This is a genomic window from Cellulomonas iranensis NBRC 101100 = JCM 18110 (assembly GCF_001552375.1).
Lineage (GTDB): Bacteria > Actinomycetota > Actinomycetes > Actinomycetales > Cellulomonadaceae > Cellulomonas > Cellulomonas iranensis.
This window is the reverse complement of record NZ_BCRB01000024.1, coordinates 25,329-50,881: the sequence shown is the minus strand read 5'-3', so window position 1 is coordinate 50,881 and position 25,553 is coordinate 25,329. Positions and strand designations below refer to the sequence as shown.

Annotated in this window: 20 protein-coding genes; 9 read left to right on the top strand and 11 right to left on the bottom strand. The window is 74.3% G+C overall.

Translation table 11 applies throughout. The annotated features are described in order from the left end of the window. Positions 1–149: 149 nt before the first annotated feature. Positions 150–1,400 carry an LCP family protein gene (locus CS2_RS07390; RefSeq protein ID WP_233421098.1) on the bottom strand — a complete coding sequence of 417 codons (1,251 nt, stop codon included), beginning with the start codon at positions 1,398–1,400 and terminating at the stop codon, positions 150–152. Positions 1,401–1,512: 112 nt separating this feature from the next. Beyond that, on the bottom strand, positions 1,513–2,508 hold the full coding sequence (rfbB, locus tag CS2_RS07385; protein ID WP_070319479.1) for a dTDP-glucose 4,6-dehydratase: 996 nt from the start codon (positions 2,506–2,508) through the stop codon (positions 1,513–1,515). A 304-nt stretch (positions 2,509–2,812) separates the two neighbouring features. Here rfbB and CS2_RS07380 point away from each other — a divergent pair, with 304 nt between their 5' ends. From CS2_RS07380 to CS2_RS07360, 5 genes are all read left to right on the top strand, one after another. After that, entirely contained in the window at positions 2,813–5,521 is a 2,709-nt protein-coding gene (locus CS2_RS07380) for an N-acetylmuramoyl-L-alanine amidase (RefSeq protein ID WP_156442038.1), read from the top strand. Between the two features lie 69 nt (positions 5,522–5,590). Next, positions 5,591–6,466 carry a class I SAM-dependent methyltransferase gene (locus CS2_RS07375; RefSeq protein WP_070319477.1) on the top strand — a complete coding sequence of 292 codons (876 nt, stop codon included), beginning with the start codon at positions 5,591–5,593 and terminating at the stop codon, positions 6,464–6,466. Positions 6,467–6,471: 5 nt separating this feature from the next. Then, positions 6,472–7,299 carry an ABC transporter permease gene (locus tag CS2_RS07370; protein WP_070319483.1) on the top strand — a complete coding sequence of 276 codons (828 nt, stop codon included), beginning with the start codon at positions 6,472–6,474 and terminating at the stop codon, positions 7,297–7,299. Next, positions 7,296–8,477, top strand: coding sequence for an ABC transporter ATP-binding protein (locus CS2_RS07365; protein ID WP_070319476.1), 1,182 nt, complete (start codon positions 7,296–7,298; stop codon positions 8,475–8,477). Before CS2_RS07370 ends, CS2_RS07365 begins: the two co-directional genes overlap by 4 nt. Continuing rightward, the gene (locus CS2_RS07360; protein ID WP_233421097.1) at positions 8,474–9,871 is read left to right on the top strand and encodes a glycosyltransferase; all 1,398 of its coding nucleotides are present in this window, start codon (positions 8,474–8,476) and stop codon (positions 9,869–9,871) included. Before CS2_RS07365 ends, CS2_RS07360 begins: the two co-directional genes overlap by 4 nt. A gap of 37 nt (positions 9,872–9,908) precedes the next feature. Here the strand turns inward: CS2_RS07360 and CS2_RS07355 are convergent, their stop codons facing one another. Both CS2_RS07355 and CS2_RS07350 read right to left on the bottom strand, forming a co-directional pair. Continuing rightward, complete coding sequence (locus tag CS2_RS07355) at positions 9,909–11,408, bottom strand: glycosyltransferase family 2 protein (protein WP_070319475.1); 1,500 nt, start codon at positions 11,406–11,408, stop codon at positions 9,909–9,911. Continuing rightward, entirely contained in the window at positions 11,405–11,755 is a 351-nt protein-coding gene (locus CS2_RS07350; RefSeq protein ID WP_070319474.1) for a hypothetical protein, read from the bottom strand. The genes CS2_RS07355 and CS2_RS07350 overlap by 4 nt, the downstream gene beginning before the upstream one ends. A 68-nt stretch (positions 11,756–11,823) precedes the next feature. On the opposite strand from CS2_RS07350, the gene CS2_RS07345 reads away from it, so the two are divergent. Both CS2_RS07345 and CS2_RS07340 read left to right on the top strand, forming a co-directional pair. Further along, positions 11,824–14,400 (top strand): glycosyltransferase, encoded by a 2,577-nt coding sequence (locus CS2_RS07345; protein ID WP_070319473.1) that lies wholly within the window; start codon positions 11,824–11,826, stop codon positions 14,398–14,400. Between the two features lie 122 nt (positions 14,401–14,522). Further along, complete coding sequence (locus tag CS2_RS07340) at positions 14,523–17,183, top strand: SpoIID/LytB domain-containing protein (protein WP_070319472.1); 2,661 nt, start codon at positions 14,523–14,525, stop codon at positions 17,181–17,183. Between the two features lie 187 nt (positions 17,184–17,370). On the opposite strand, the gene CS2_RS07335 is transcribed toward CS2_RS07340, so the two are convergent. From CS2_RS07335 to CS2_RS07305, 7 genes are read right to left on the bottom strand one after another with little or no spacing between them, the layout of a single operon-like run. Beyond that, entirely contained in the window at positions 17,371–17,772 is a 402-nt protein-coding gene (locus tag CS2_RS07335) for a DUF2304 domain-containing protein (RefSeq protein WP_070319471.1), read from the bottom strand. Next, entirely contained in the window at positions 17,769–18,551 is a 783-nt protein-coding gene (locus tag CS2_RS07330; RefSeq protein ID WP_070319470.1) for a glycosyltransferase family 2 protein, read from the bottom strand. Before CS2_RS07330 ends, CS2_RS07335 begins: the two co-directional genes overlap by 4 nt. Positions 18,552–18,598: 47 nt before the next feature. Beyond that, a complete protein-coding gene (locus CS2_RS07325; protein ID WP_156442036.1) occupies positions 18,599–20,068 on the bottom strand; it encodes a lipopolysaccharide biosynthesis protein in 1,470 nt (489 codons plus the stop codon). Further along, complete coding sequence (locus CS2_RS07320; RefSeq protein ID WP_070319468.1) at positions 20,065–20,940, bottom strand: glycosyltransferase; 876 nt, start codon at positions 20,938–20,940, stop codon at positions 20,065–20,067. Before CS2_RS07320 ends, CS2_RS07325 begins: the two co-directional genes overlap by 4 nt. After that, positions 20,937–21,992, bottom strand: a complete 1,056-nt coding sequence (locus tag CS2_RS07315) for a glycosyltransferase family 2 protein (RefSeq protein WP_070319467.1) — start codon at positions 21,990–21,992, stop codon at positions 20,937–20,939. Before CS2_RS07315 ends, CS2_RS07320 begins: the two co-directional genes overlap by 4 nt. After that, positions 21,989–22,921, bottom strand: coding sequence for a glycosyltransferase family 2 protein (locus tag CS2_RS07310; RefSeq protein WP_070319466.1), 933 nt, complete (start codon positions 22,919–22,921; stop codon positions 21,989–21,991). Before CS2_RS07310 ends, CS2_RS07315 begins: the two co-directional genes overlap by 4 nt. Then, positions 22,914–23,531 carry a dTDP-4-dehydrorhamnose 3,5-epimerase family protein gene (locus CS2_RS07305; protein ID WP_070319465.1) on the bottom strand — a complete coding sequence of 206 codons (618 nt, stop codon included), beginning with the start codon at positions 23,529–23,531 and terminating at the stop codon, positions 22,914–22,916. Before CS2_RS07305 ends, CS2_RS07310 begins: the two co-directional genes overlap by 8 nt. 104 nt (positions 23,532–23,635) lie before the next feature. On the opposite strand from CS2_RS07305, the gene rfbD reads away from it, so the two are divergent. Together rfbD and pseI are read left to right on the top strand one after the other, a co-directional pair. After that, a complete protein-coding gene (rfbD, locus tag CS2_RS07300; RefSeq protein WP_070319464.1) occupies positions 23,636–24,481 on the top strand; it encodes a dTDP-4-dehydrorhamnose reductase in 846 nt (281 codons plus the stop codon). Then, positions 24,481–25,536 (top strand): pseudaminic acid synthase, encoded by a 1,056-nt coding sequence (pseI, locus tag CS2_RS07295; RefSeq protein ID WP_070319463.1) that lies wholly within the window; start codon positions 24,481–24,483, stop codon positions 25,534–25,536. The genes rfbD and pseI overlap by 1 nt, the downstream gene beginning before the upstream one ends. Positions 25,537–25,553 lie beyond the last annotated feature (17 nt).

Here is a 25,553-nt window from a genome sequence, read left to right as displayed (position 1 = left end):
GGGGTGTCCGCGGGCACGGGCCGGGCGGGGGAGGGCGGGCGCCGTGCGCCGGAGCCGACGACGCGCGCGCCGTCCGCACCCGGGCGAGGGCGGCCGCCGTCGGGGGCGAAGCTGGGGGGCGGGTCGTCCCTGCGGTCGGCCACGTGCCCTCAGCAGGTCGTCGCGGTCGCGTCCGCGGCCGTGAACGCGTCGACGCCGGGCGTCTTGGTCTCGGTCGGCGTGGGCGCGGCCGGGGTCTCGGGCGCCGCCGGCGGTGCCGCCGGGTCGCTCGCCGGCGGGTCCTCGCCCGCCGGCTCCTGACCGGCGGGCTGCTCGGGCTGCCCGAGCATCGGCCGGTCGGCGGCGATGTTCGCCCAGATCTCGTGCGCCGCGGACGTCCACTCCACGCGGTTCTTGTCGCTGCGCGCAGGGGCCCACGGCACGGTCATGAGCGTGATGTTGTCACGGCTCACCCCGCGCAGGCTGAACGCCAGGCCGGTGAGGTCGGTGACCGACAGGTTGGTCGTGACCGACTGCGTCGCCGCCGACAGGAACTGCATGAGCTGCGCCCCGTCGGTCAGCAGGTTCTTCGAGAGCACCTCGTTCGCGACCGACGCGATGAGGACCTGCTGCCGGCCCGCCCGCATCGTGTCGGACCCGTCGAAGCCCGTGCCGTGACGCGCCCGCGCGTACTGCAGCGCCGTGACGCCGTCCAGCACGTGCGTGCCGGCCGTGATGTCGAGCCCCGTGTAGGAGTCCTTGACGTCGTGCGGGATGCACATCGGCACGCCGCCGATGGCGTTGATCATGTTCTGGAAGCCCGCGAAGTCGACGACCACCACGTTGTCGATCGCGACGCCCGTGTTGGCCTGGACCGCGTTGACGGCGCACGCGGCGGCGGACTCCAGGTCGCCGCCGTTGTCCCACCCGATCGCGAACGCCGAGTTGAACATCGCCTTGCTCTGCGCGCGCGTCGTCTTGCCGTTGGTGAGCGTGCACGACGGGATCTGCACGAGCGAGTCGCGGGGGATCGACACCATCTCGACCCGCGAACGGTCGGCGGACACGTGCACGACGATCGAGGTGTCGGAGCGCATGCCCTCCTCGGCGCCGCCGATCTCGGCGTTCACGCCGTCGCGCTGGTCGGAGCCGAGCACGAGGATGTTCACCGCCTGCCCGGCGTGCATGTCGTCCGGGTCGGGCGGGGTCGTCGGGGTCGGAGCGGCCGCGACGAGGTCGTCGAGGTCGAGCCCGGCGACGTTGTTCGTCAGCCGGGCCGCGAACGCGGCGCCCGACGCGACGCCGAAGACGACCACGCCGCTCACGCCGAGGGCCAGGGCGCGCAGCACGGTGTGACTGCGCAGCGTGCGGGCGTGTCGAGGCGCGCGGGCGCGCCGAGCGGCGGCGTGGCGGATGGTCACGGTTCGATCGTAGGAGAGCGGTCGGGGCGACGAGCGGGAGCGGCGCAGCGACCGAGTGGAGGATTCGTGGAGATGGCGCCGCGAGACGGCGCCATCTCCACGAAAGCGACGGTCAGCGTCCGAGCACCGCGTACTTCGCCTCGGTCGCGTCCTTCTGCGGGCGCCACCACGACTCGTGCGTGCGGTACCAGTCGATCGTCGCCGCGAGGCCGTCCTCGAACGTCGTGTAGCGCGGCTCCCAGCCGAGCTCGGTGCGCAGCTTGGTCGCGTCGATCGCGTACCGCAGGTCGTGGCCCGGGCGGTCGTTGACGTGGTCGTACGCGTCCGGCTGCTGGCCCATGAGGCGCAGGATCAGCTCGATGACGGTCTTGTTGTCCTTCTCGCCGTCGGCGCCGATCAGGTAGGTCTCGCCCAGCCGGCCGTCCTCGATGATCCGCCACACCGCGGAGTTGTGGTCCTCGACGTGGATCCAGTCGCGCACGTTCTCGCCGGTGCCGTACAGCTTGGGCCGCACGCCGTCGATCACGTTGGTGATCTGGCGCGGGATGAACTTCTCGACGTGCTGGTACGGGCCGTAGTTGTTCGAGCAGTTCGAGATCGTCGCGCGCACGCCGAAGCTGCGGGCCCACGCGCGCACCAGCAGGTCGGACGACGCCTTCGTGGACGAGTACGGGCTCGACGGGTTGTACGGCGTGTCCGGCGTGAACTTCGCGGGGTCGTCGAGCTCGAGGTCGCCGTACACCTCGTCCGTCGAGACGTGGTGGTAGCGCACGTCGTGGCGCCGGACGGCCTCCAGCAGCTGGTAGGTGCCGATGACGTTGGTGCGCACGAACGGCCACGGGTCGTGCAGCGAGTTGTCGTTGTGCGACTCGGCCGCGAAGTGCACGACCAGGTCCACGTCCTTGACCAGCTGGTCGACGACGTCGGGGTCGGCGATGTCGCCCTTGGCGAAGACCACCTTGCCGTCGACCGGGTCGAGGCTGCGCTCGTCGCCCGCGTACGTCAGCGCGTCGAGCACCGTGACGTGCACGTCCGGGCGCTCACGCACGGTCTGGTGGACGAAGTTGGAGCCGATGAAGCCGGCCCCGCCGGTGACGAGCATGCGCACGGGAAGACCTCCGAGGGGAACGTGAGCACCCAGCCTACCGATGCCGCACGCCCACGTGTGCCGCGATCGACCGGACCCGTTCGCGGACACGCGCACGTCGTCCTTGACTGCCGTCACCCCGTGGCTGACGCTGCGGGGGTCCGACGTCATCCACCACGGGACGGCAGCCATGCCCACGCGTCTCCTCCTCGCCCTCGCCGTCTCCGCCGCGGTCGCCGTCCCCGGAGGCCCCCTCCCCGGGGTCGTCGCTGCGGCCGCCGCCCCGGCCGCGCTCGCGCCCTCCGCGACCTCCACGCCCTCCGGCGTGACCGAGAGCGCCCTCGCGGCGGGCCTCGGGGCGGCCGCCGAGCCCCCCGCGCCCGAACCGTCCGACAGCGCGGCGACGGTCGACGAGCTCCCCCTCGTCGTCGCCCCCCGGGACGAGGCGACGCCGGTGGACCCCGACGCCGTGACGTCGGACCGCGACGCGCGGGCGTCGCAGCCCCTCGACGGGACGCCCGCCGGCCCCGAGGACCTGCCGCCCGTGGACGACGACGCACCGGTCGTGGCCGACCTCGTCGACGACGCCGCGCCCGACCGCGTCGTGACGCCCCCCGTGGACACCGCCGACGTGCAGACCGTCGGCGTCACGTGGCCCGCAGGGGTCGAGGCCGCGGACCTGGCGCCGCGCGCGCGCTCGCTGACGGACGGGCAGTGGTCGCCGTGGTCCGACCTCGAGGCGTCGGACCTCGCGCCCGACGCCGGCGGCGTGGACGCGGCGCACCAGCTGCGCGGTGGCACCGACGCCCTGTGGATCGGCGACGCCGACGCGGTCCAGCTCTCGTTCGCCGGCACCGCGGACGGTGGACCGGCGGACATGGTGCTCGCCCTGGTGGGGTCGCCCGAGGAGGAGCCGGACGCGCCGACCGCGACGTCCGCACCGGCCACGTGGCGCGGCGACGACGCCACCGGCGGCGGTGCGACCGTCGTGCAGACGGCGGACGTCCGGACCTCGGCCGTCGCGCCCGCGTCGGTGGCGGCGCCCCGCGTCTACTCCCGTGCGGAGTGGGGCGCGCGCGCCCAGGCCTGCGCGCCGGACGTCGCGCGGACGCTGCTCGCCGCCGTCGTGCACCACACCGCCGGCAGCAACGCCTACGCCTCCGTCGCCCAGGCGATGCAGCAGATCCGCAACGACCAGGCGTACCACATCACGGGGCGCGGCTGGTGCGACATCGGCTACAACTTCCTCGTCGACAAGTGGGGCAACGTCTACGAGGGGCGCGCCAACTCGGGCACGCAGCCCGTGATCGGCGTCCACGCCGGCGGCTTCAACACGTCGACCGTCGGCGTCTCCATGCTCGGCGACTACAGCAGCACGACGCCGTCGGCCGCGACCCAGGAGTCCGTCGCCCGGGTGATCGCCTGGCGTCTCGCGTCGTACCACCGCGACCCGATGAGCACGGTCGGCTACACGACGCAGGGCGGCGAGAACTCGCGGTTCGGGCCCGGGACGATCGCGCTCCCCGTCGTCGTCGGCCACCGGGACACGGCGTACACCGCCTGCCCCGGCAACGGCGGCTACGCGGTGCTCGGCGCCATCAAGAGCCGTGCACGGGCGCTCATCGGCGCCGGGTTCGTGAACCCGGCCACGACGACCACCTCGATGGGGATCGGCGGGTCCGTCTCGGTCACCGGTGGAGTCATCACGGGGGCGAGCTGGTCGCTGGCCGTCACCGACACCCGCACGGGGATCATCGTGCAGCGCGTGAACGGCAGCTCCGGCGCCTCCGGCGGCGGGACGATCGCAACGTGGGACGGCAAGGTCCCGGCCGGCACCGCCGCCGGCCCGGGGACCTACCGCCTCACCCTGACCGGCACCTACGGCGCGACCACGCTGGTCCCGTACGAGACCACCGTCACGGTGACGGGCAGCCAGAACCCGCCGACCGTCGCCCCGGTCCCGCTCACGGGAGACCTGGGGTTCGTCCCGATGACACCCGTGCGGGTCCTCGACACCCGCCCGTCGGCGGGCGCCCTCGGGCCGGCGTCCCGCGTGGACGTGCAGGTCGCCGGGGTGGCGGGCGTCCCGGCCGACGCCAAGGCGGTCGCCATGACGGTCACGGCCGTCAACTCGTCGACCATCACCCACGTGCGTGCCTGGCCCGCGGGCCAGGCTCGCCCCGACGCGTCGGTCCTCAACACCGACCCGGGGCGCACCACCGCGGGGTCGCTCGTGGTCGGCGTCGGCGGCGAGGGCAAGGTCAGCCTCTGGAACAACCTCGGCAGCACGCACCTCGTCGTCGACGTCACCGGGTACTACACGACGGCCTCGAGCACGGGGTACGCGGCGCTCGGAACGGCGACCCGTGTCCTCGACACGCGAGTCTCCGGCGAGGTCGTCCAGCCACGGGTCCGTCGCACCGTGCAGGTCGCCGGCGTCGGAGGGGTGCCGGCGGACGCCACGGCCGTGGCCGTCAACGTCGTGTCCGTCCGGCCGGGCGGGTTCGGCTACGTCGCCGTGGTGCCGAGCGGGGCCGCGGTCGGCACGACCTCGACGGTGAACAACCAGCCGGGGCGGGACACGGCGAACCGTGCCGTGGTCACGCTGACGAACGGCGGCCTCGACGTGTACGTGGACGGGGTCGCGCAGCACGTCGTCGTCGACGTGGTCGGCTGGTACGGGTCGGGCGCGACCGCCGAGTTCACGCCCGTCGCACCCGTCCGGGCGTTCGACACGCGCTCCGGCACGCCGCTCGGGGCGGGCGAGACGCGCTCGCTGGTGGTCTCCGGGCTGCCCGCGGACGCCCGCTCGGTGGCCATGAACCTCACGTCCACGGGCGCGACCTCGGCGGCGACGTACCTGACGGTGTGGGGAGCCGGCGGGCGGCCCGGCACGTCCGACCTCAACGCCGGTGCGGGTCGCGACCAGGCCAACCAGGTCTACGTGTCGCCCGCCGGGGGACGCGTCAACGTGTACAACGACCTCGGCAGCAGCCACGTGGTCGCGGACGTGTTCGGGTACTTCGCCGACTGACCGGGGGCGTCGGGCGCCGCGGGTATGCTGACGCGGCGCTCGCGTCCCCGGACGATCGGAAGTCTCCCCATGTCGCAGTACGACACGACGCTGGACCTGTCGGTGTCGAACACCAGCCACGCCCAGGTGGTCAGCCTGGTACCCGCCGGCAGCGACGTGCTCGACGTCGGCTGCGCCACCGGGTACCTGGCCGAGGCGCTCAACCAGCGCGGCTGCACCGTGAGCGGTGTCGAGTACGACGCGGAGGCGGCCGAGAAGGCGCGTCCGCACCTCGACCACCTCGTGGTCGGCGACCTGAACACGATGGACGTCGACGCCGCCCTCGGCGGCCGCACGTTCGACGTGCTCGTGCTCGCGGACGTGCTGGAGCACGTCCTCGACCCGGTGGACGTGCTGCGCCGACTGCTCCCGCTGCTGCGGCCCGGGGGCTCGGTGGTCATGTCGATCCCGAACGTGGCCCACGGCTCGTTGCGCCTGGCGTTGCTGCAGGGCCGCTGGCAGTACACGGACGTGGGGCTGCTCGACCGGACGCACATCCGGTTCTTCACGCGACGGTCGGTGCTCGAGCTGCTCGCGGACACGGGACTCGCGGCCGCCGAGCTGCGGACGACGACGCGCGATCCCCTGACCGCGGACGTCGAGATCGACGCCGACGCGCTCCCGGAGGGCGTCGTCGACTGGGTGCGGGCCCAGGAGGACGCCATGACGTTCCAGTTCGTGCTGCGTGCGGTCCGCGACGACGCCGAGGCGAGCCTCGGCCGCGCCGTCGCCGAGCGCGAGGCGCTGAGGTCCGAGGTCGCGGCGCTGCGGCGGTCCGCCGAGCTCGCGCACGCGCAGCGCGACGCCGCGGTCGCGTCGCTGCGCGAGGTGCAGGGGACGCGGGCGTGGCGCCTGCTGCGCGTGCCCCGGGCCCTCTACGGCAAGATCCGTGGGGGTGCCCGGTGATCACCATGGTGCGCGAGCTGCGGCAGGCGCCGGAGCTCCTCACGAACCTCACGCGGCGCGAGGTCAAGGGCAAGTACAAGCGGACCGTGCTGGGTCAGCTCTGGTCGCTCGTGAACCCGCTGGCGCAGATGCTGATCTTCACGGCCGTCTTCTCGTTCGTGCTCCGGGTCCCGATCCCGACCGGCAACCCCTCGGGGCTGCACAACTTCGCGGTCTTCCTGCTCTGCGGGCTCCTGCCCTGGGGTTTCTTCGTCAACGTGCTGAACGGCGGCATGGGCTCCCTGGTGGGCAACGAGAACCTCATCAAGAAGGTGGCGTTCCCGCGGGCCGCGCTGCCGCTGTCGAACGCGTTCTCGCTGGTGTTCTCGTGGTCCATCGAGATGGTCGTGCTGCTCGTCGCGCTGACCCTGCTCGGGGCCGCGTCGCTGCTGTGGACGCCGGCGGTGGTCGTGGTGATGGCGCTGCTGTTCCTGTTCGCGTTCGGCGTCTCGCTCATGCTGTCGGTCGCGAACGTGTACTTCCGCGACACGCAGCACTTCGTCGGCATCCTCACGCAGGCGTGGTTCTACGCGACCCCGATCGTGTACCCGACATCGTTGGTCCTCGAGCAGTCCGACAAGCTCGGGCCCCTGCTGGGCTCGTGGACGCTGTACGACTTCTACCGGCTGAACCCCATGGAGCGTTTCGTCGAGCTGTTCCGCGCGCCGCTCTACGACAACGCGTGGCCCCCGCTCGACTCGGTCCTGTACTGCGTGGCCTGGTCCCTGGTGTCCGTGGTCGTCGGCGTCTGGGTGTTCAGCCGGCACGAGAAGAAGCTGGCGGAGGTGCTGTGAGCGAGGCAGCCGTCACGGTCGACGCCGTGACGAAGAAGTTCCGGGTGTACCACGAGCGGAACCAGACGCTGAAGGCCGCCGTCATGCGGCGTCGGCGGTCGGTGTACGAGGACTTCCTCGCGCTCGACGACGTCGGCTTCGAGATCCCCCGGGGCAGCACCTTCGGCCTCGTGGGCGACAACGGGTCGGGCAAGTCGACCCTGCTGAAGTGCCTGGCCCGGATCCTGTACCCCGACTCCGGCACGGTCACCACGCGCGGTCGTGTGGCGGCCCTCCTCGAGGTGGGCTCCGGGTTCCACCCCGAGCTCTCGGGACGTGACAACGTCTACCTCAACGGCTCGATCCTCGGGATGAGCCGCGCGGAGATCGACCGGAAGTTCGACGCGATCGTCGACTTCTCCGGGGTCGAGCAGTTCATCGACCAGCCCGTCAAGAACTACTCGTCGGGCATGTACGTGCGGCTCGGCTTCTCGGTCGCGATCCACGTCGACCCCGAGATCCTGCTGGTCGACGAGGTGCTCGCCGTCGGGGACGCCGCCTTCCAGGAGAAGTGCACCGAGAAGTTCGTCGAGTTCCGCCGCGACGGCCGCACGGTCGTCGTCGTGAGCCACTCGATGCCGTCGCTGCGCAACATGTGCGACAGCGTCGCGTGGCTCTCGCACGGCCGGCTCGTCGAGACCGGCGAGGCGAAGCCGATCCTCGAGCGCTACCTCGACTCGACGCGCACCGACCAGCGGACGGGTGACGCGGGCGAGGTGCGCTGGGGCTCCGGCGAGGCGCAGATCGACGCCGTCGAGCTGGTCGGCCCGAGGGGCCCCGCGGCGTCGTTCCGGACGGGCGACGAGGTCACGATCCGCATCAGGTACACCGCGCACCAGCCGATCGCGAACCCCGTCTTCGGGCTCGCGCTCGAGTCGCACGACGGCGTCTACCTGTGGGCCAACAACACGCGCGACCTGGGCCACCGGATCGACCGGATCCACGGGTCGGGCGTGGTCGAGTGCACGATCCCGCGGCTCGCGCTGCAGCCCGGCACGTTCCAGGTCATGGCGTCCGTCGTGGACGAGAGCACGACCCACGTGTACGACTACGTCCGTGAGGGGGCGCGGCTCGTCGTGGACTTCGGGACCCCCGTCGAGTCCGGCGGCTACCTCGCGCTCGACGGGCGCTGGTCGTGACGGCGCCGGCGGTCCCCGCGACGCGCCGACGCGTCCTCGTGGTCACGCTCGACACGATCGCCGACCGGATGGCCGGCCCCGCGATCAGGGCGTGGGAGATCTCCCGCGCCCTGAGCGAGGAGCACGACGTGCGGCTCGTCACGTTCGGGCGCTGCACCCGGGACGGTGACGGGTTCCGTGCGGAGCGTACGACGGTCGAGGCGTTCCGTGACGACGTGGACGCGTCCGACGTCGTGGTCGTGCAGGGCTTCGTCTTCAACGCGTTCGCGTGGTTGCAGGACTGCCCGCAGGTCATCGTCGTCGACCTGTACGACCCCTTCCAGATCGAGACGCTCGAGGTCGACCGGTACAAGCCCGCGGCGGAGCGTGAGCGTGCCCTCGCGTTCGCACTGGGGGAGCTGCGCGACCAGCTGCGGCGCGGCGACTTCTTCCTGTGCGCCTCGCGGCGCCAGCGCGACCTGTGGTTCGGGCACCTGTCGGCGGCCGGCCGGATCAACCCGGACACCTACGACGCCGACCCCAGCCTCGCGTCGCTGCTCACGATCGTGCCGTTCGGCACCTCGGCCGAGCCCCCGACGCAGGCCCGGCACGCGATCAAGGGCGCGACGCCCGGCATCGCTCGCGACGACAAGGTGGTCCTGTGGGGCGGGGGGGTCTACAACTGGTTCGACCCGCTGACGCTCGTGCGCGCGATCGACCGCGTGCGCGGCCGGGTCCCCGAGGTGCGGCTCTACTTCCTCGGCATGAAGCACCCCAACCCCGACGTCCCGGAGATGGCGGTCGCGTCCCGGACGCGCGAGCTCGCCGACGAGCTCGGGCTCACGGGGACGCACGTGTTCTTCAACGACGACTGGGTGCCGTACGAGACGCGCGCGGACTACCTCATGGACGCCGACGTGGGCGTGAGCTGCCACTACCCCCACGTCGAGACGGAGTTCTCGTTCCGCACGCGCATCCTGGACTACCTGTGGGCGGGCATGCCGATCGTCTCGACGGAGGGCGACGGGTTCGCGGACCTCGTGCGGGAGCGCGGCCTCGGGCGCGCCGTCCCGCCGGAGGACGTGGACGCCCTCGCGGACGCCCTCGCGGAGCTGCTCACCGACGCCGAGGCGGCGACCTCGGCGCGGGCCGCGGTCGAGGCGACGGCCCGGGAGTTCACCTGGCCGGTCGTCCTGGCACCGCTGGTCGAGTTCTGCCGTGCGCCTCGTCGCGCCGCCGACGCGCACCGGCTCGCGACGTCGGACCCCGCAGCGCCGGTCCCGGTCGCCGTCCCGCCCGTCGGGCGGTGGCGGGCGCTGCGTGCCGACGCCGGCGCGGTGTGGCGGCACCTGCGGGCGGGTGGCGTGCGCCAGGTGGTCGCGAAGATCCGGTGGCGCCTGGCCCGTCGTCGCTGAGGAGAGCGGGCGCCGGGACGTCGGCGCGCCGCCCCGTTCAGCGCACCGAACGGTGGTTGACGTGCGGGTCGTGCTTCGCCAGCTCGACCGTCTTGTCGACGAGGTACTGGCGCTCGAACGGACGCACGTCCGCGACGCGCGTCGAGCTCTCGTAGTGGTACAGCGTCGCGAATGGCGTGCAGACGACCGAGCGCCCCGCAGCGACCACCTTGTGGCAGAAGTCCACGTCGTTGAACGCCATCGGGAGCTCCTCGCTGAAACCCCCCAGCTCGAGGTAGAGCTGCCGCGGGACCAGCACGCACGCCGCCGTCACCGCGAGGTAGTCGACGTCGACGATCTTGGCGCCGAAGTGGCTCGCGTCGTCGGCGCCCACCCGGTGCGCGTGCACCGGGAGCCACGCGTCGTCGTGGACGATCCCCACGTGCTGGATCGTGCCGTCCTCGAAGAGCAGCTTGGCCCCGACCGCGCCCACGGTCGGGTCCTGGGCGACGGCCACCATGCGGTCCAGCCACCGCGGCTCGACGACCTCGGTGTCGTCGTTCAGCAGCACGACGAGCTCGCCGCGAGCGAGCCGCACGCCCTCGTTGACCGAGTGCGAGAACGAGAACTCTCCCGAGACCGGGGCGACCGTCAGCCGGTCCCCGGCGATCTCCTGCACCTTGTCGACCACGTCCGCGGGCGTGTTCTCGCTCGTGACGAGGACGATCTCCCAGCGTGGGTACGTCGTGCGCTCGACGAGCGAGCGGACGGCGGTCTCGACGACGAGCACGGACTCGCCGCGCACCTCGCGTCGTCCGCCACCGGTCGGGATGACCACCGAGACCAGCGGGGGCGGGTCGGGGAGCGCTCGCCACACGCGCAGGTAGCCCGCCGGGTGGGCGACCTCGACGTCCGCGGCGACGCCGAGCCGTTCGTAGCGGGCCGCGACCGCGCGCCGTCCCGCCTCGACCACGTCGGGCTGCGTCGAGGGCGGCTGGAGCCGGGTCACGCCGATCACCGGCAGGTGCTCGACGCGGTCGGTCACCTCGGTGACCCGCAGGTGCAGGTCCCACTCGGCCGCCGGGCCGTCGCCGAGGCCTCCCACCTGCTCGACGAGCGTCGAGCGCACCAGGCACAGGCGACCGAGGTAGTCCCAGCCCTCGAGGTAGTGCGGCGCCCAGCCGGGCTTCGTGCAGATGCCCTCGATGCCCGGGGCAGCCCACTGCTCGTCGACGTACAGCACGTCGGTCGCGGGGCGGGCCGTGAGGTACTCGGCCACGGCCGACAGGACCCCCGGCTCGACCTCGTCGCCCGGGGCCAGGAGGCCGACGTAACGGCCCTGCGCTGCGGCGACCCGCGTGTGCAGCGGCCCGGACGTCCACTGCACCCGGCCGGGCAGTGCCGCGTCCACCGCCGCGCGACCGTCGGCGGAGACGCTCGCCGCGTCGGCGACGAGCCGAGCGGGGGCGTCGGGGTCGAGCGCGACGCTCCGGGCGGTGCGCAGGACCGTCGCGTCGTCGCCCCCGGTGAGCAGGACGACCGACAGGAAGGTGCTCATCGCTGGGAGAGGGCCGCGCGCACGAGCCGACCGACGCGTCGGCGCACCCGCCGCGCCACGCCCCGGAGCGTGCCGGACGCCGACCTCGGCGTGCTCTCGAGCCGTGCCTCCAGCTCGCGCACGTAGGCCTCGCGCTCCCGCAGCGCGGCCGTCTGCTCGCGCAGCAGCGCGTCGCGGCGGGCGACCGCCGCACGCAGCACGTGCAGCTCGGCCGTCACGGCGTCGAACCGCTGCTGGAGCAGCGGCTCGGCGGTCGTGGCGGCGCGTTCGGCCATGCGTCGGTGCGCGGACTGGTCGTGTCGCGCGAGGTCGGCGTGCCACGTCGCACGGGTCGACGGTTCGGACATGGCCGGAAGACTAGAGCATCCGCGCCGTCCGGGCGTCAGCCGGTGGCGCAACGTCTAGACTCGTCCGGGTGCGTGTCGTCCAGGTGTCTGCCCACTTCCCGCCCAACCTGGTCAGCGGGGGCACGCTGGTTCCGCAGCGGATCGCGCGCGGGCTCGCCGACCGCGGCCACGACGTGCACGTGTACGCCGGGTACCTCGACGAGGACCGCGAGCCGCTGACCGTGTGGACCGAGGACGACGGGCACGGTGTCGCGGTCCGCTGGGTGGTCACCACGCCGTGGACGGCCTGGTCGGACCCGCGCAACAGCCTCAACCCCGCCGTCACGGACGACTTCGAGCGCTGGCTCGCCGACGTGCGTCCCGACGTGGTGCACCTGCACTCGCTGCAGACGCTCGGCGCCGGGCTCGTCGGTGCCGCGCACCGGTCGGGGGCGAAGGTCGTCGTGACGATGCACGACTTCTGGTGGTCGTGCGCGCGGCAGTTCCTCGTCGCGCCCGACATGCGGCCGTGCAGCCTGGTGGTGGACTGCGGGACCTGCCCCTGCGCGGTGGACCACGCGTGGCTCGAGCGCCGCAACGCGCTCCTGGCCGCGGAGCTCGTGCACGCCGACGTCGTGCTCGCGCCGTCGGCGAGCGCCGCACGGGTGCTCGCCGCCAACGGCGTCGACCCCGCACGCCTGGTCGTGGACGAGAACGGCGTGCCGGACGACGACCGTGCGCCGCGAGCCGACCCGGCCGCCACGAGCGGGTCGGACGGGTCGGTGCGGCTCATGTTCGCCGGCGGCAGCGACCCGATGAAGGGCCTGCCGGTCCTGCTCGAGGCGGTCGCGGCCCTGCCGCCCGACGGCTGGACGCTCGACCTGTACGGCGTCGACCCCCGCGTCGCGCGCGGCGCGGGTCCGCTGCCCGCCGCCGTGCGCTTCCTGCCGGCGTACGACCGCGCGTCCGTCGCGGGCGTCATGGCGACGCACGACGTCCTCGTGCTGCCGTCGGTGATGCGGGAGTCGCACTCGATCGTCACGCGGGAGGCGCTCGCCGCGGGGCTGGCGGTGGTGTGCACCGACACGCTCGGACCCGAGGAGGTCGTGGAGGACGGCGTCAACGGCGTCGTCGTGCCCGCGGCCGACGCCGAGGCGCTGGGCACGGCACTCGCGCGGCTCGCGAACGACCCGGCGCTGGTCGCCCGTCTGCGCGGCGGGAAGCGCGACGTGCCGATCCGCGACTTCACGGACCAGCTCGACGGCCTGGAGGGCCTGTACACCGACCTGGTCCGCCCGTCGCACGAGGAGGAGGACCGCGTGTCCGAGCTGGACGCCCTGGACGCGGAGGACGCGCTGCTGCAGCGCGTGCTGTTCGTCGTCGGGATCCGTGGTGCCGCGCTGCGGTACCGCGGGTTCCTGCCCGCCGAGGCGCTGCGCCTGCGTGGCGTGCACGCGGACGTCCGGCACTACCGCGATCCCGAGGTGCCCCGGCTCGCCGCCCGGGCCGACGCCCTGGTGCTGTACCGCGTGCCCGCGACCACGCAGATCCTGCAGGTCGTCGAGGACGTGCGCGCGCGCCCCCGACCGGTGCCCGTCCTGTTCGACATCGACGACCTGATCTTCGACCCCGCGCTCGAGGGCCAGGTCCACGGGCTCGACGTCCTGTCGCCCGAGGAGCACGCCCTGTGGTGGCGCGGCGTGGCGCGGTACCGCACCACCATGGAGCTCGCCGACGCGTACGTCGGGAGCACCGAGCGTCTGTGCGAGCACGCCACGGCGACGACCGGGCTGCCGGCGTTCCGGTTCGCGAACGGCGTCGGCGTCGACCTCGCCCGGCAGAGCGACCGCGCCCGCGGCCGCGCCCGCGCGGCGGGGCCGCTGAGGATCGGCTACTTCTCCGGGACGAACACGCACGACGCCGACTGGGCCGTCGTCGAGCCCGCGGTCGCGCGCGTGCTGGCGCAGCGTCCCGACGTCGAGCTGTGGATCGGGGGATTCCTCACCACCGGCGCCGCGCTCGAACCGTACGCCGACCGGGTGCGTCGCCTGCCGATGCTGCCCTGGTACGAGCTGCCCGGCCGGCTGCGGGACGTCGACGTCAACCTGGCCCCGCTCGTGCTCGACAACACCTTCAACGAGGCCAAGTCGGCCATCAAGTGGCTCGAGGCGGCGCTCGTCGAGACGCCCACCGTGGCGTCGCCGACGCAGCCGTTCCGCGAGGCGATCGAGGACGGGCGGACGGGGTTCCTCGCGGCCGACGTCGACGCGTGGGAGAGGGCGATCGGCGACCTGCTCGACGACGCGCTGCTCCGTCGCCGGGTCGGCGCCGCGGCACGTCGTGAGGCGTTGCTCCGCTGGGGACCGCACGCTCAGGCGGGCGCGTACCTCGACGCGCTCCGGGGGGCGGCGGCCGTGCGCCGCGCGCACGGGCCGCGCCGGTCCACGGGCTGGGTGCCGGTCCAGGACGACGAGCCGTTCGACGTCGCCGAGGGGTGGATCGACGCGCACCCCGGGATCCCCGACGACACGCGGGCGCGTCTCGTCGCGCGGGCGGCCGGGCTCCCCGGGGGACGGCAGGCCCTGGCCGCCGCGCGCGTCCTGCGCGCCGGCGGGCCGTCGGCGCTCGCCAGGAAGATCGCCGACCGGGCACGCGCCGCGCGCTGAGCGTCGGGTCGACCCTGCCGGACATGCCGGGGCGATCCGCCCACGTGCGGCGTGAGGTGCCCGACGGCGACCTGGGGTCCCTATCCTGGGGCATCCCCGCCGCCCCACCCCGAGGACCTGCCGTGAACCTCCTGCGCCGTCTGACCGCCACGGTGGTCGCCGCCGTCCTCACCGGGGTCGCGCTCGTCGCGGTCGCGCCGGCCGCACTGGCGGCCGAGGTGTACCCGGCCCCGGCGTCCGGGTCGTGGACCGTCGACGGGCGCGCCTTCGGGCACGGCCGCGGCATGTCGCAGTGGGGTGCGCAGGGTGCGGCGCTGCAGGGCCGCACCGCGGCCGAGATCCTGGCGTTCTACTACCCGGGCACGACCACGGGGTCCATCGCCGGCGAGTACGTCAAGGCGACGCTCGCGGCGTTCGCCCCCTCCGACACCGTGACCGTCTGGAGCCCCGCGAACCGCAGCATCCGCATGGGGGAGCTCAACAAGGAGGTGGTGCTGCCGCCCGGGCGGTGGACCATCACCGTGGCCGGCCAGGACATCACGGCGGTGAAGCGGGACGTCGTCAACGGGCCGATCGTCGACCGCCGGAGCTACCGCGGCGTGCTGCGCCTCGAGTCGCAGAACGAGGTCGGCATGATCATCGCGAAGAACCAGTCGGACACCACCGGGCGCTGGTACCGCGGGGACCTGCGGATCGAACCGACCTCGGGGGCCGCGTTCAACGTGACCAACAGCCTGCCGATCGAGGACTACCTGCGCAGCGTCGTGCCGCGCGAGTCGCCTGCGAGCTGGCAGCCGGCGGCGCTGCAGGCGCAGGCGGTCGCCGCGCGCTCCTACGCCTGGTGGAAGGTCCGCAACGGCCAGGTGCTGTGCGACACCACCTCCTGCCAGGTGTACTACGGGCGGGGCGTCGCGAACGCCGCGGGTGCGCTCACCACCTCGTACGAGGACGCGCGGACCGACGCCGCGATCGCGGCGACGGGCGGTCAGATCCGACTGTGGAACGGTGCCGTCGCGTTCACCGAGTTCTCCTCGTCGAACGGCGGCTGGACGGCCGCGGGCTCCGTGCCCTACCAGGTGGCCAAGGCCGACCCGTGGACCGGGACGGCGCCCGGCGACACCGTCACCTCCTGGACGGCGGAGCTCTCGGTCGCGCGCGTGGCGCAGTCCTGCCCGGCGAACGGGACCCTGCGCACCATGGTCGTCACCGGGCGTACCGGCAACGGGCCCCTCGGCGGCAGGATCTCCCAGGTCCGGCTCGAGTGCTCGACAGGGAACGCGACGGTCAACACCCCCGCCTTCGGCCTGCGGTCGAGCTGGTGGCAGCCCCGCGCCACCGCACCGGTGCTGGGATCGCCGGCCGTGTCGGCGGCGACGATCGACCACGGCGGCCAGGTGAGCGTCGGCGTCACGCCGAACGTCGCGATGTCCTGGACGCTGACGGTCGTCGACCGCAGCACGAACCGCCAGGTCCTGCGCACGACCGGCAGCGCACAGGCCGGCGTCAGGTTCAACGCCACGTGGTTCGGCACGTACGACGGACGCGCGGCGTCCGACCCGCAGTTCGTCGGTCCGGGCAGCTACGCGCTGACGCTCGTCGGCACCGACGCCGCAGGCCGGACGTCGAACGTCGTGACCACGACGGTCGCGGTCCGCCAGCCCGCCGACGCGGCACCGCCCGCCGCCGTCCCGCTGGTCGGGGACGGCGGGTACGTCCCCCTCACCCCTGCTCGCCTCGTCGACACCCGGACGACCTTCCAGGCGCTCGGCTCCGGTGCGCGCGCGGAGGTGCCCGTGCTGGGGCGCGGGGGCGTGCCCACGTCCGGCGTCACGGCCGTCGTCCTCAACGTCACGGCGGTCGGGACGAGCGTCGCCGGGCACCTGCGGGTGTGGCCGGCGGGCAGCGCGATGCCGAACGCCTCCGTGCTCAACACGTCGCCCGGCCGCACGCAGGCCAGCCAGGTGACCGTCGGTGTCGGCGGCGCCGGCGCCGTCAGCGTGTTCAACGCGATCGGCACGACCCACTACCTGGTGGACGTGCTCGGCTACTACACGTCGAGCACCGCGACGTCGGCGCGGTACGTCGCGGTCGACCCGGTCCGGGCCATGGACTCCCGCACCGCCGCCGCGATCGCGCCCGGCGCGACCCGCTCCGTCGACGTCGCCGCCGCGCTCGGGCTGCCGGCCTCCTCGCTGAGCGCCGTCACCGTGAACGTGACGACGACCCGGGCCACCGGCAACGGGTACGTCGTGGCCTACGGCTCGGGCGCGCTGCCGTCGACGTCCACGGTCAACCTGGTGCCCGGCGCGGACATCGCGAACCGCGCCGTGGTCCCCGTCGTCGACGGCCGGATCACGGTGGCGGTGCAGGGCTCGTCCAGCCACGTCGTCGTCGACGTCGTCGGCTGGTACGGCACCCGCGGCGCGACGACGGGCGCGCTGTTCACACCGGTCCAGCCGGCCCGCGTCCTCGACACGCGCTCCGGAGCGCCGGTCGGGCCGACGGGCCAGGTGCAGGCCACGGTGACCGGCGGTGCGGTCCCCGTCGACGCGACGGCCGTCGTCGGCACCGTGACCGCCGTCGACCACACGGCGCCCTGGACGCACGTGCGGGTCTGGCCGGCGGGTCGCCCTCTCACCGGGACGTCGGACCTCAACGCGACGCGCGGGTTCACGCAGGCGAACGCCGTCGTGGTCCGCGTCGGGGACGGGGGAGCCGTGCGGCTCTACAACGACCAGGGCACGACCCACGTGCTGCTCGACGTGGCGGGCTTCTTCCGCTGACCCCCGCCGACGCCCCGGGGCCGTCGGGATCCGGCCACGACGCCTCGCCGTGGCCCGACGGCGCCCCGGCGAGGCGCCGTGGTCGGCCGTGCCCGGGGCCGCACCCGCCCCGCCCCGGCGGACACCTGCGCCGAGTGCGCCCCGCACGGCCGAGGGCCGGTGCCGACCCGGCCGCCCGTCCCGCCGGTCAGGCCGGCGGTGCGCCCGAGGGGCGGGCGTCCGGGTCGGCAGCGCCCTGCTGCGGGATCTGCGACCGCACGTCCTCGAGGTCGAGGCGCAGCAGCGCGATCTCCTCGGCGAGCGTCCGGGTCTCCTCCTCGAGCTGGGAGATCTCGACGCTGAACTGCACGCACACGATCAGCAGCACCACACCGCTGACGAGGAACAGCAGGTTGACGGGCGTCTGGACGCCGAGCAGCGTCGCGAGCCACGTCAGGACGGACGGCACGGCGCCGACGGTGACCACCGCCACGGCCAGTGCGATCCATGACGCGGCGTACTTCTCGCGGATGCGGCGTGACCGCAGCAGGTAGCCGATCGTGCCGACGGTCAGGGCGCACACGACGAGCGCCGTCAGGTAGCCCCTCACGCCTTCACCTCCGCCGCGGCGTGCAGCCGGGCACGTGCGGTGTGGCTCGACGGCCGGCTGAGCGCGATCACGAGGGCGAGCACGGCGCGCCCGAGGAAGATGGCCGCGTGCACCGGGCTGTGGGACGGCCTGCCGCCCTGCCGGGGCCGCATCGCGACGGGCACCTGCACGATCTCGAGGCCGGCGCGGGCGGCGATGACCAGGGACTCCACGGTGTCGCCGAGGTACTCGGCGGGGTACTCCGCGGCGAACAGCTCGACCGCGCGAGGCCCCGCGAGCTTGAAGCCCGACGTCGTGTCCGTCAGCCGGGTCCCGGTGACGCGTGACAGGACGCGCGCGAGGACACGCATCGCCGCACGGCGCGGGCCGCGGGCCTCGTACGAGCCCGCACCGGCGAACCGCGCGCCGATCACGACGTCGGCGCCGTGCTCGTGCGCCGCGCCGAGCAGCGCGGGGATCGCGGCCGGGTCGTGCTGCCCGTCGGCGTCCAGCTGCACGACCGCGTCGTAGCCGTGGCGCAGCGCGTACTTGAAGCCGGCGCGCATCGCACCGCCGACCCCGAGGTTGATGGGCAGGTCGAGCACGGGGACGCCTTCGGCGCGCGCGACCTCCGCGGTGCGGTCGCGGGACCCGTCGGAGACGACGACGACGTCCGTGGCGGACAGGGACTGCTCGGTGGCGCAGACGGCACGGACCTCGCGGAGGACACCCGGGAGAGCGTCCTCCTCGTTCCATGCCGGGATGACCACGAGCACGCGATCGAGGCTCGGGCGTGACACCCGTGCAGCGTACTCGTCACGCGGCGGCTGCGAGGCGTGGTCGCCGCTCACGCGGCCCGCCGAGCGCGCAGCACGGGTACCGCGGCGACCGCCGCCCCGGCCCCGGCGACCACGACGAGGCAGACCAGCGTCGTCCACCGGCCGTCGACCGCCCGGCTGACCACGAACGACAGGGCGCCCGTGCCGGCCGCGAGCGCGAGCGCGCGCAGCAGCTCCCGGGGGCCCACGCCCGACCCGGGCGCGACCAGGCCTCGCGAGCCGCGCACCAGGACCACGAGGGCGGCCACCGAGGCGAGGATGCCCGCGGCGGCGAGCCCGAGCATGCCTCCCACGACGGCCAGTGCCACACCGGCGACGATCTTCACGGCGGCGTACACGACGTACGAGCGCGTCTCGATGCCGGGGCGTCCGGCGGCGCGCACCACGACGGCGCGCGCGTTGCCGGCGAGCGTGACGACGAAACCGGCCGCCAGCAGCGCCGCGAGCGGTGTGATCGCACTGACCTCGGGACCGAGCCAGGCCGTCGCCGCGAACGGCAGCACCCCCAGCGCGAGCGCCCCGAACGGCAGCACCAGGCGCAGCCACCCGCGCTCGGCGCTCGCTCCGGCGGCGGCCAGGCCGGCGGGGTCCCGGCCGGCCTGCACGCTCAGCGAGGTGAAGACCGGCGTGAGCAGCACGGTGGGGGCGAGGCACGCGGCCGCGACGAGCGGTGCGGCCGCGGAGACGCTCGCGAGCGCGGCGGTCGACAGCATCACGCCCGCGATCACCACGTCGAGCTCGCGCTGCGCCACGAAACCCAGCGCGGACAGCTGGTTCCGCCACGAGTACGCCCACAGCTCACGGGTCTGCGCGCGGTCGGTGGGGCGGCGGACCTCGCGCAGCAGGTGCTGCCGGCACAGGACGACGCCCAGGAGGACGGCGACCCCGGCGTCGGCGAACGACGCGAGGAGCAGGCCGGGCAGGCCCTGGTCGGTGAGCAGGGCCCACGCGATCCCCCCGGCCAGGACCGCACGCGCCGCGAGCGACTGCACCGCGACCGCGACGAACCTCGAGTGCGCCGCGAGGTAGGAGCTGAACGCGAGCGCCACGAGCTGGAGCACCGCGAGCGTGCCGGCGTGCCGGAAGAGCAGCGCGGCGTCCGCCCGGACGGCGTCGGGCACGTCGACGACCGCCAGGACGCCCCGCGAGATCCAGGGCCCCAGCGCGACGACCGTCACCAGCAGTCCGGCCAGCACCAGCAGCACGGACGCCGTGATGCGCCCGCCGAGCCGGGCGTCCTGCTGACCGCGTGCGATCCCGTGGTACCGCTGCATGATGCCCACGACGCCGAGGTCGGCCGTGAGCAGGAGGTTGATCGTCGTCATCATGAGCGCCCACGCGGCGTACGCGGAGTCCCCGAGCCGGTCGAGCACGAGCGGCGTCGCCAGGAGCTGCACGCCGAGCGGCGCCATGCGCGCGACGGCGACCAGCAGCGCGTCCCGCCGGTACGAGGTGGCCGCGGCCGTCGGGGACGTCACCGCGCACCGCCCGGTCGCATCGCCGGGTCGGAGCGCCCCGACCACCCGTCCCGGGCGCCCCGCGCCAGCGTCGCCAGACGGCGGAGGCGGGGCGGCTCGAACAGCAGCACGGTGAGCGCGACGTACGCCTGCAGGGTGGCCGAGGTCGCGACCCACACCGGTTCGCGCCGCCAGTGCTCGCGCGCGAGGACGGTCCCGTTGCGGGCGGTCCAGTACAGACGCCACGTGGCGTGCGACGTCGAGCGCAGGCGGAAGGGTCCGACGCCGCGCCACCGGGTGTCCCCGAGGCTGTGCGGCAGCCGCACGGTCGCGTCCTGCACGACGCGCCAGCCCGCGCCGCGCACGCGCAGGCACAGGTCCTGGTCGACGCAGTCGACGAAGAAGTCCTCGCGGAAGGGGCCCACGGCGTCGAGCGCGGCGCGTCGGACGACCATGCCGGAGGTGATGACGACGGGCAGGTCGGCGAGCGGGGCGCGGTGCGTCGCTCGCGGGTCGAGCGGCCGGTCGGCGTCCGCGTCCCACGGCACCGGCCCGACGACCCCGATCCGCGGGTCCGCGTCCAGCCGGGCGGTGAGCCGCTCGACCAGTCCCGCGGGCACGGCCGAGTCCTGGTCGAGCAGCAGGAGGTCGTGCTCGGGCGACGCCTCGTGCACGCCGAGGTTGAGCGCTCCGGCGAGGCCCAGGTTCGTGCCGGGACGCAGGACCTGCGCGACGTCCGCGACGGCGGGCAGCGCGTCGACGCCGGGCTCGCCGGCGGGCGTGTTGTCGACGACCACGACGCGGGCGCACTGCGAGCCGGCCGACCGGACGACCTCCGTCAGCCGGGCGTCCGGCCGGAAGGCGGTGACGACCGCCGTGACCGCGGGGTTCACAGCACCCTCCGGACGAGTCGCCACCACAGCCGCAGGACGCCCTGCAGGGGCGCGGCGGCCGCGGGCAGGGGGAACTGCGCCGAGTCGAACGTGTCGGTCATGAGGTGCGTCAGGTCGCGGTCGGGCACCGTGCGGGAGCGCTGCACGGTGCGGCGCCGTCGCGCGACGACCCCGGGGTGGCGCAGCACCCAGCCCCAGCCGCGCAGCTTCTGCCGCCCCCAGCCCTGCGCGGTCGCGACCGCGAGCATGGCCACGTCGAAGGCGAGCAGCGGGACCGCCAGCAGTGCCAGGGTGCGGGCCTCGTAGGTCGTCAGCACGAACAGCAGCCGGTTGCGCTCGAGCAGGTACATCTTGAGGGGCGACCGGCCGAACTCGAAGTGGTGGACCGCGCTCGCCGCCGGCACGTACCGCACGGTGCGCCCGTGCTGCCACGCCCGCCAGGACAGCTCGAGGTCCTCGAGGTACGCGAAGTACTCCTCGGGGAACCCGCCGAGCTCGTCCCACAGCGCGCGGTCCACCGCGACGAGCGCGCCGCTGGCCGACGCGACCTCACGGCCGGTCGCGTGGGCCGCGACCGGCTCGTCGAGGCCACCGGCCCAGCACAGCCCGAGCACGTGCAGCGGGTTGCCCGCCGAGTTCACGCGGTCGGGGTCCGACGCGAGGCGCACCAGCCCGCCCGCGACGCCGAGGCGTGGGTCGTCCGCGAGGGCCGTGACAAGCGTGGCGACCGCGTCCGGCGCGACGACCGCGTCGGAGTTGACGAGCACGAGAGGACGGCCGGACGTTCCGGCCGCCGCGGCGTTCATCCCGCCCGTGAACCCGAGGTTGCTCCCCGGGACGACGAGCCGCACGCGCGGGTCCGGCGGGAGCGTCGCCACGGCGTCGGTGGTGCACCCGTTGTCCACCAGCGTCAGGCGGACGTCGACCCCCTCGGACGCGAGGACGGCGGCGACCGCCTCGTGGAGGTACGGCTCCGCGCCGAAGGCCAGCATGAGGACGTCGGCGGCGCCGGCGGTGGCCGTCGTGCCCTCGTGCCGTCGTGGGTCGGTCATCGGTCCTCCTGGAGCCGTCCCGTGCGGCCGCGGGCGCCGTCGAGCAGCCCGCGCAGCAGGAGCCGCGCGCGTCGCGCGCGCGGGGCCACCGCCAGCACGTAGAAGCCGGTGTACTTCGTGATCCACGCGAGGTAGCCCACGCGCCACGCCACGGGCAGCAGGCCCGAGCGCACCAGCAGCACGGTGTTGCGCGCCATGTAGTAGTTCCGCACGGGGGAGTGGATGTGCACGTCGCGCTCGCGCCCGGGGATCCGCTGCACGCGGTCGCCGAGGGCGTGGCCGAGCTGCGCGCCGACCACGCCGAACAGCCCGTAGCCGGCGCGACGCGCCCGCAGGCCCCACTCCAGGTCGACGTGGTCGATGAACCACGCGGCGTTCATCGGCCCCACCGCGTCGAGCGCGGCGACGTCCAGGAGGCAGCCCGAGGCGATGAGGAACGTCGCCGGTGCGAGCGCGCCGTCCTCGTCCGGGAGCAGCGCGCGTCGCGGGCCCCAGCGGTGGTCCGAGAAGAGCAGCGCGGCTCCGGCGTTGCGCTCGTCGACGGTCACGGGGCCGACGGCCGCGACGGGCCCGTGCTCGGCGCGCGCCCGCGCGAGGCCCGCGACGAGGCGCGCGACCATGTCGGCGGCCGGCACCGAGTCCTGGTCGGACAGCAGCACGGCCCGGGCCCCGAGCTCCCGCGCCCGCGCGATGCCGCGGTTCTGGGCCTCGCCGATGCCGAGGTTGGCGTCGAGGGTCAGCAGCTCGCCGCCGACGGCCGCGAGCTCGGCCCGCAGCGCGTCGACCGTCCCCCCGGGGCTGCCGTTGTCGACGACGACGACGTGCTCGACCTGCGGTGCGAGCGCGCGCAGCAGCACGGACGTGACGGCGACCTCGGGCTGGAACGTGACGACGACGGCGACGACCCCGCGGGCCGCCGTGTCAGGCACGCAGGCTCGCCAGGAACGCCTCGACGTCCGCGTGGCGGGGGAGCAGGCCGTCGGCCTGCGCCTGCACGAGCGTGGGGGCGGCCTCGTCCTTCTCGGAGAGCTGCGGCGTGAGCGGCCGTCCGTCGCGTCCCGTGGTGGGCCAGTCGATGCCGACGGTGGGGTCGAGCGGGTGGATGCCGTGCTCGCGCCCGGGCGCGTAGCCCGCCGAGCACAGGTAGAGCACCGTCGAGTCGTCCTCGAGGGACATGAACGCGTGGCCCAGGCCCTCGGCGAGGTAGATCGCGCGGCGGTCGACGTCGTCGAGCAGCACCGAGTCCCACTGCCCGAACGTCGGGGAGCCGACGCGGATGTCGACGACGACGTCGAGGACCGCGCCCCGCGCGCACGTCACGTACTTCGCCTGGCCGGGGGGGACGTCGGCGAAGTGGATGCCGCGCACGACGCCGGCCGCGGACACCGACAGGTTGGCCTGCTGGAGGTCGAACGCGTGGCCCGCGGCGTCCGCGAACGGCGCCGCCTTGAACCACTCGAGGAAGACGCCTCGCGGGTCGCCGAACTGCTTCGGGGTGATCTCCCACGCCCCGGGGACGGCGAGCTCGCGGTACTGCACGGCGGTTCTCCTTCGGTCGGTCGCCGCGCGGTCGTGCGGCCGGTCCAGCGTACCGGGGCCGACTAGGCTGGCCGCCGGACTGACGCCGACGAGATGAGGATGCGGTGCGCTGGTTGGTCACGGGTGCCCGGGGCATGCTGGGTCAGGACCTGGTCGCGCGGGTGCGTGCGGACGGGCACGAGGTCGTCGCGCTCGACCGCGACGAGCTCGACATCACGGACGGCGCCGCGGTGCTGGACGCCGTCGCCGGGTTCGACGTGGTGGCGAACTGCGCCGCGTGGACCGCGGTCGACGACGCGGAGACGCGCGAGGCCGAGGCGTTCGCGGTCAACTCCGTGGGGCCGCAGGCGCTCGCGCGGGCCGCGGTGCGGCACGGGGCGCGCCTCGTGCAGGTGTCGACCGACTACGTGTTCGACGGGCACGCGACCGACCCGTACGCGGAGGACGGCTTCGCCGCCCCGCGGTCGGCCTACGGCCGCACGAAGCTCGCGGGGGAGTGGGCGGTGCGCGCCGCGGGCGCCGACCACCTGATCCTGCGCACGGCGTGGCTGTACGGCGCGGGCGGCAGCTGCTTCCCCAAGACCATCGCCCGCGTCGCACGCGAGCGCGGCAGCCTCGACGTCGTGGACGACCAGGCGGGTCAGCCCACGTGGACCGTCGACGTCGCGGACCTCGCGGTGCGGCTGGTCGACGGCGGGGCACCCGCGGGCACCTACCACGCGACGTCGTCCGGCCGGACGACGTGGTGCGGCTTCGCGCGTGCCGTCGTCGCCGCCGCGGGTCTCGACCCGCAGATCGTGCGCCCGACCACGAGCGAGGGCGCCGCGCGCGCCGCCGAGCGTCCCGCGTTCTCCGTCCTCGGGCACGACGCGCTGCGCGCCGTCGGCGTCGAGCCGATCGGCGACTGGCAGCAGCGCTGGGCCGCGGCCGCTCCGGGGGTCCTCGGCTGATGGCGGACCGTTCGATCACCGTCGGCGCGCACGTCGTCGACGCCCACCACCGGCCGTTCGTGGTGGCGGAGATGTCCGGCAACCACAACGGCGACCTCGGCCGCGCGCTCGCCATCGTCGACGCGGTCGCCGCGTCGGGGGCGCAGGCGCTGAAGCTGCAGACCTACCGCGCGGACACGATCACCATCGACGCCGACGGCCCGGCCTTCCGCGTGTCCGCCGGGCACGAGCTGTGGGGCGGCAAGAACCTCTACCGGCTCTACGAGGAGGCGCACACGCCCTGGGAGTGGCACGCGCCGATCTTCGCCCGGGCGCGCGAGCACGGCCTCGTGCCGTTCTCGAGCCCGTTCGACGGGACCGCCGTCGACCTGCTCGAGGACCTCGACGTCGAGCTGTACAAGATCGCGTCGCTCGAGATCGGCGACCTCGCGCTGCTGCGCCGCGTCGCCCGCACCGGCAAGCCGGTCGTGATCTCGACGGGCGCCGCCTCGGTCACCGACGTCGACACCGCCGTACGGACGATCCGCGGCGAGGGCAACGACCAGGTCGTCGTCCTGGCGTGCACGTCGTCGTACCCGGCGTCGCCCAGCGAGTCGAACCTGCGCTCGATCCCGGTCATCCGTGACACGTTCGACGTCGTCGTGGGGCTGTCCGACCACACCAAGGGCATCGGCGCCGCCGTCGCGGGCGTCGCGCTCGGTGCGTGCCTCGTGGAGAAGCACGTCACGCTGGCGCGCGCGGACGGCGGGGTCGACTCCGACTTCTCGCTCGAGCCGCACGAGCTCGCCGCGCTCGCGACCGAGACCGAGGTCGCGTGGCAGGCGCTCGGGGAGGTCCGGCTCGACCCGACCGCCGGGGAGGACGAGAGCCGTCGGCTGCGCCGGTCGCTGTACGTCGTCGAGGACGTCCGGGCGGGCGACGTCGTCACGGCGGACAACGTGAGGTCGATCCGGCCGGCGGGCGGGCTCGAGCCCGTCCACCTCGACGTCGTGCTCGGGCGCACGTTCCGCGCCGACGTCGCCCGCGGCACCGCGCTGAGCTGGGACCTGGTCTGACCGCCGGTCGGTGACGC

Coding starts and splice junctions, on each gene's coding strand:
- CS2_RS07375 (WP_070319477.1), top strand. CDS start 5,591: ATGTCGCAGTACGACACGACGCTGGACCTGTCGGTGTCGAACACCAGC.
- CS2_RS07370 (WP_070319483.1), top strand. CDS start 6,472: ATGGTGCGCGAGCTGCGGCAGGCGCCGGAGCTCCTCACGAACCTCACG.
- CS2_RS07355 (WP_070319475.1), bottom strand. CDS start 11,408: ATGAGCACCTTCCTGTCGGTCGTCCTGCTCACCGGGGGCGACGACGCG.
- CS2_RS07350 (WP_070319474.1), bottom strand. CDS start 11,755: ATGTCCGAACCGTCGACCCGTGCGACGTGGCACGCCGACCTCGCGCGA.
- CS2_RS07315 (WP_070319467.1), bottom strand. CDS start 21,992: ATGACCGACCCACGACGGCACGAGGGCACGACGGCCACCGCCGGCGCC.
- pseI (WP_070319463.1), top strand. CDS start 24,481: ATGGCGGACCGTTCGATCACCGTCGGCGCGCACGTCGTCGACGCCCAC.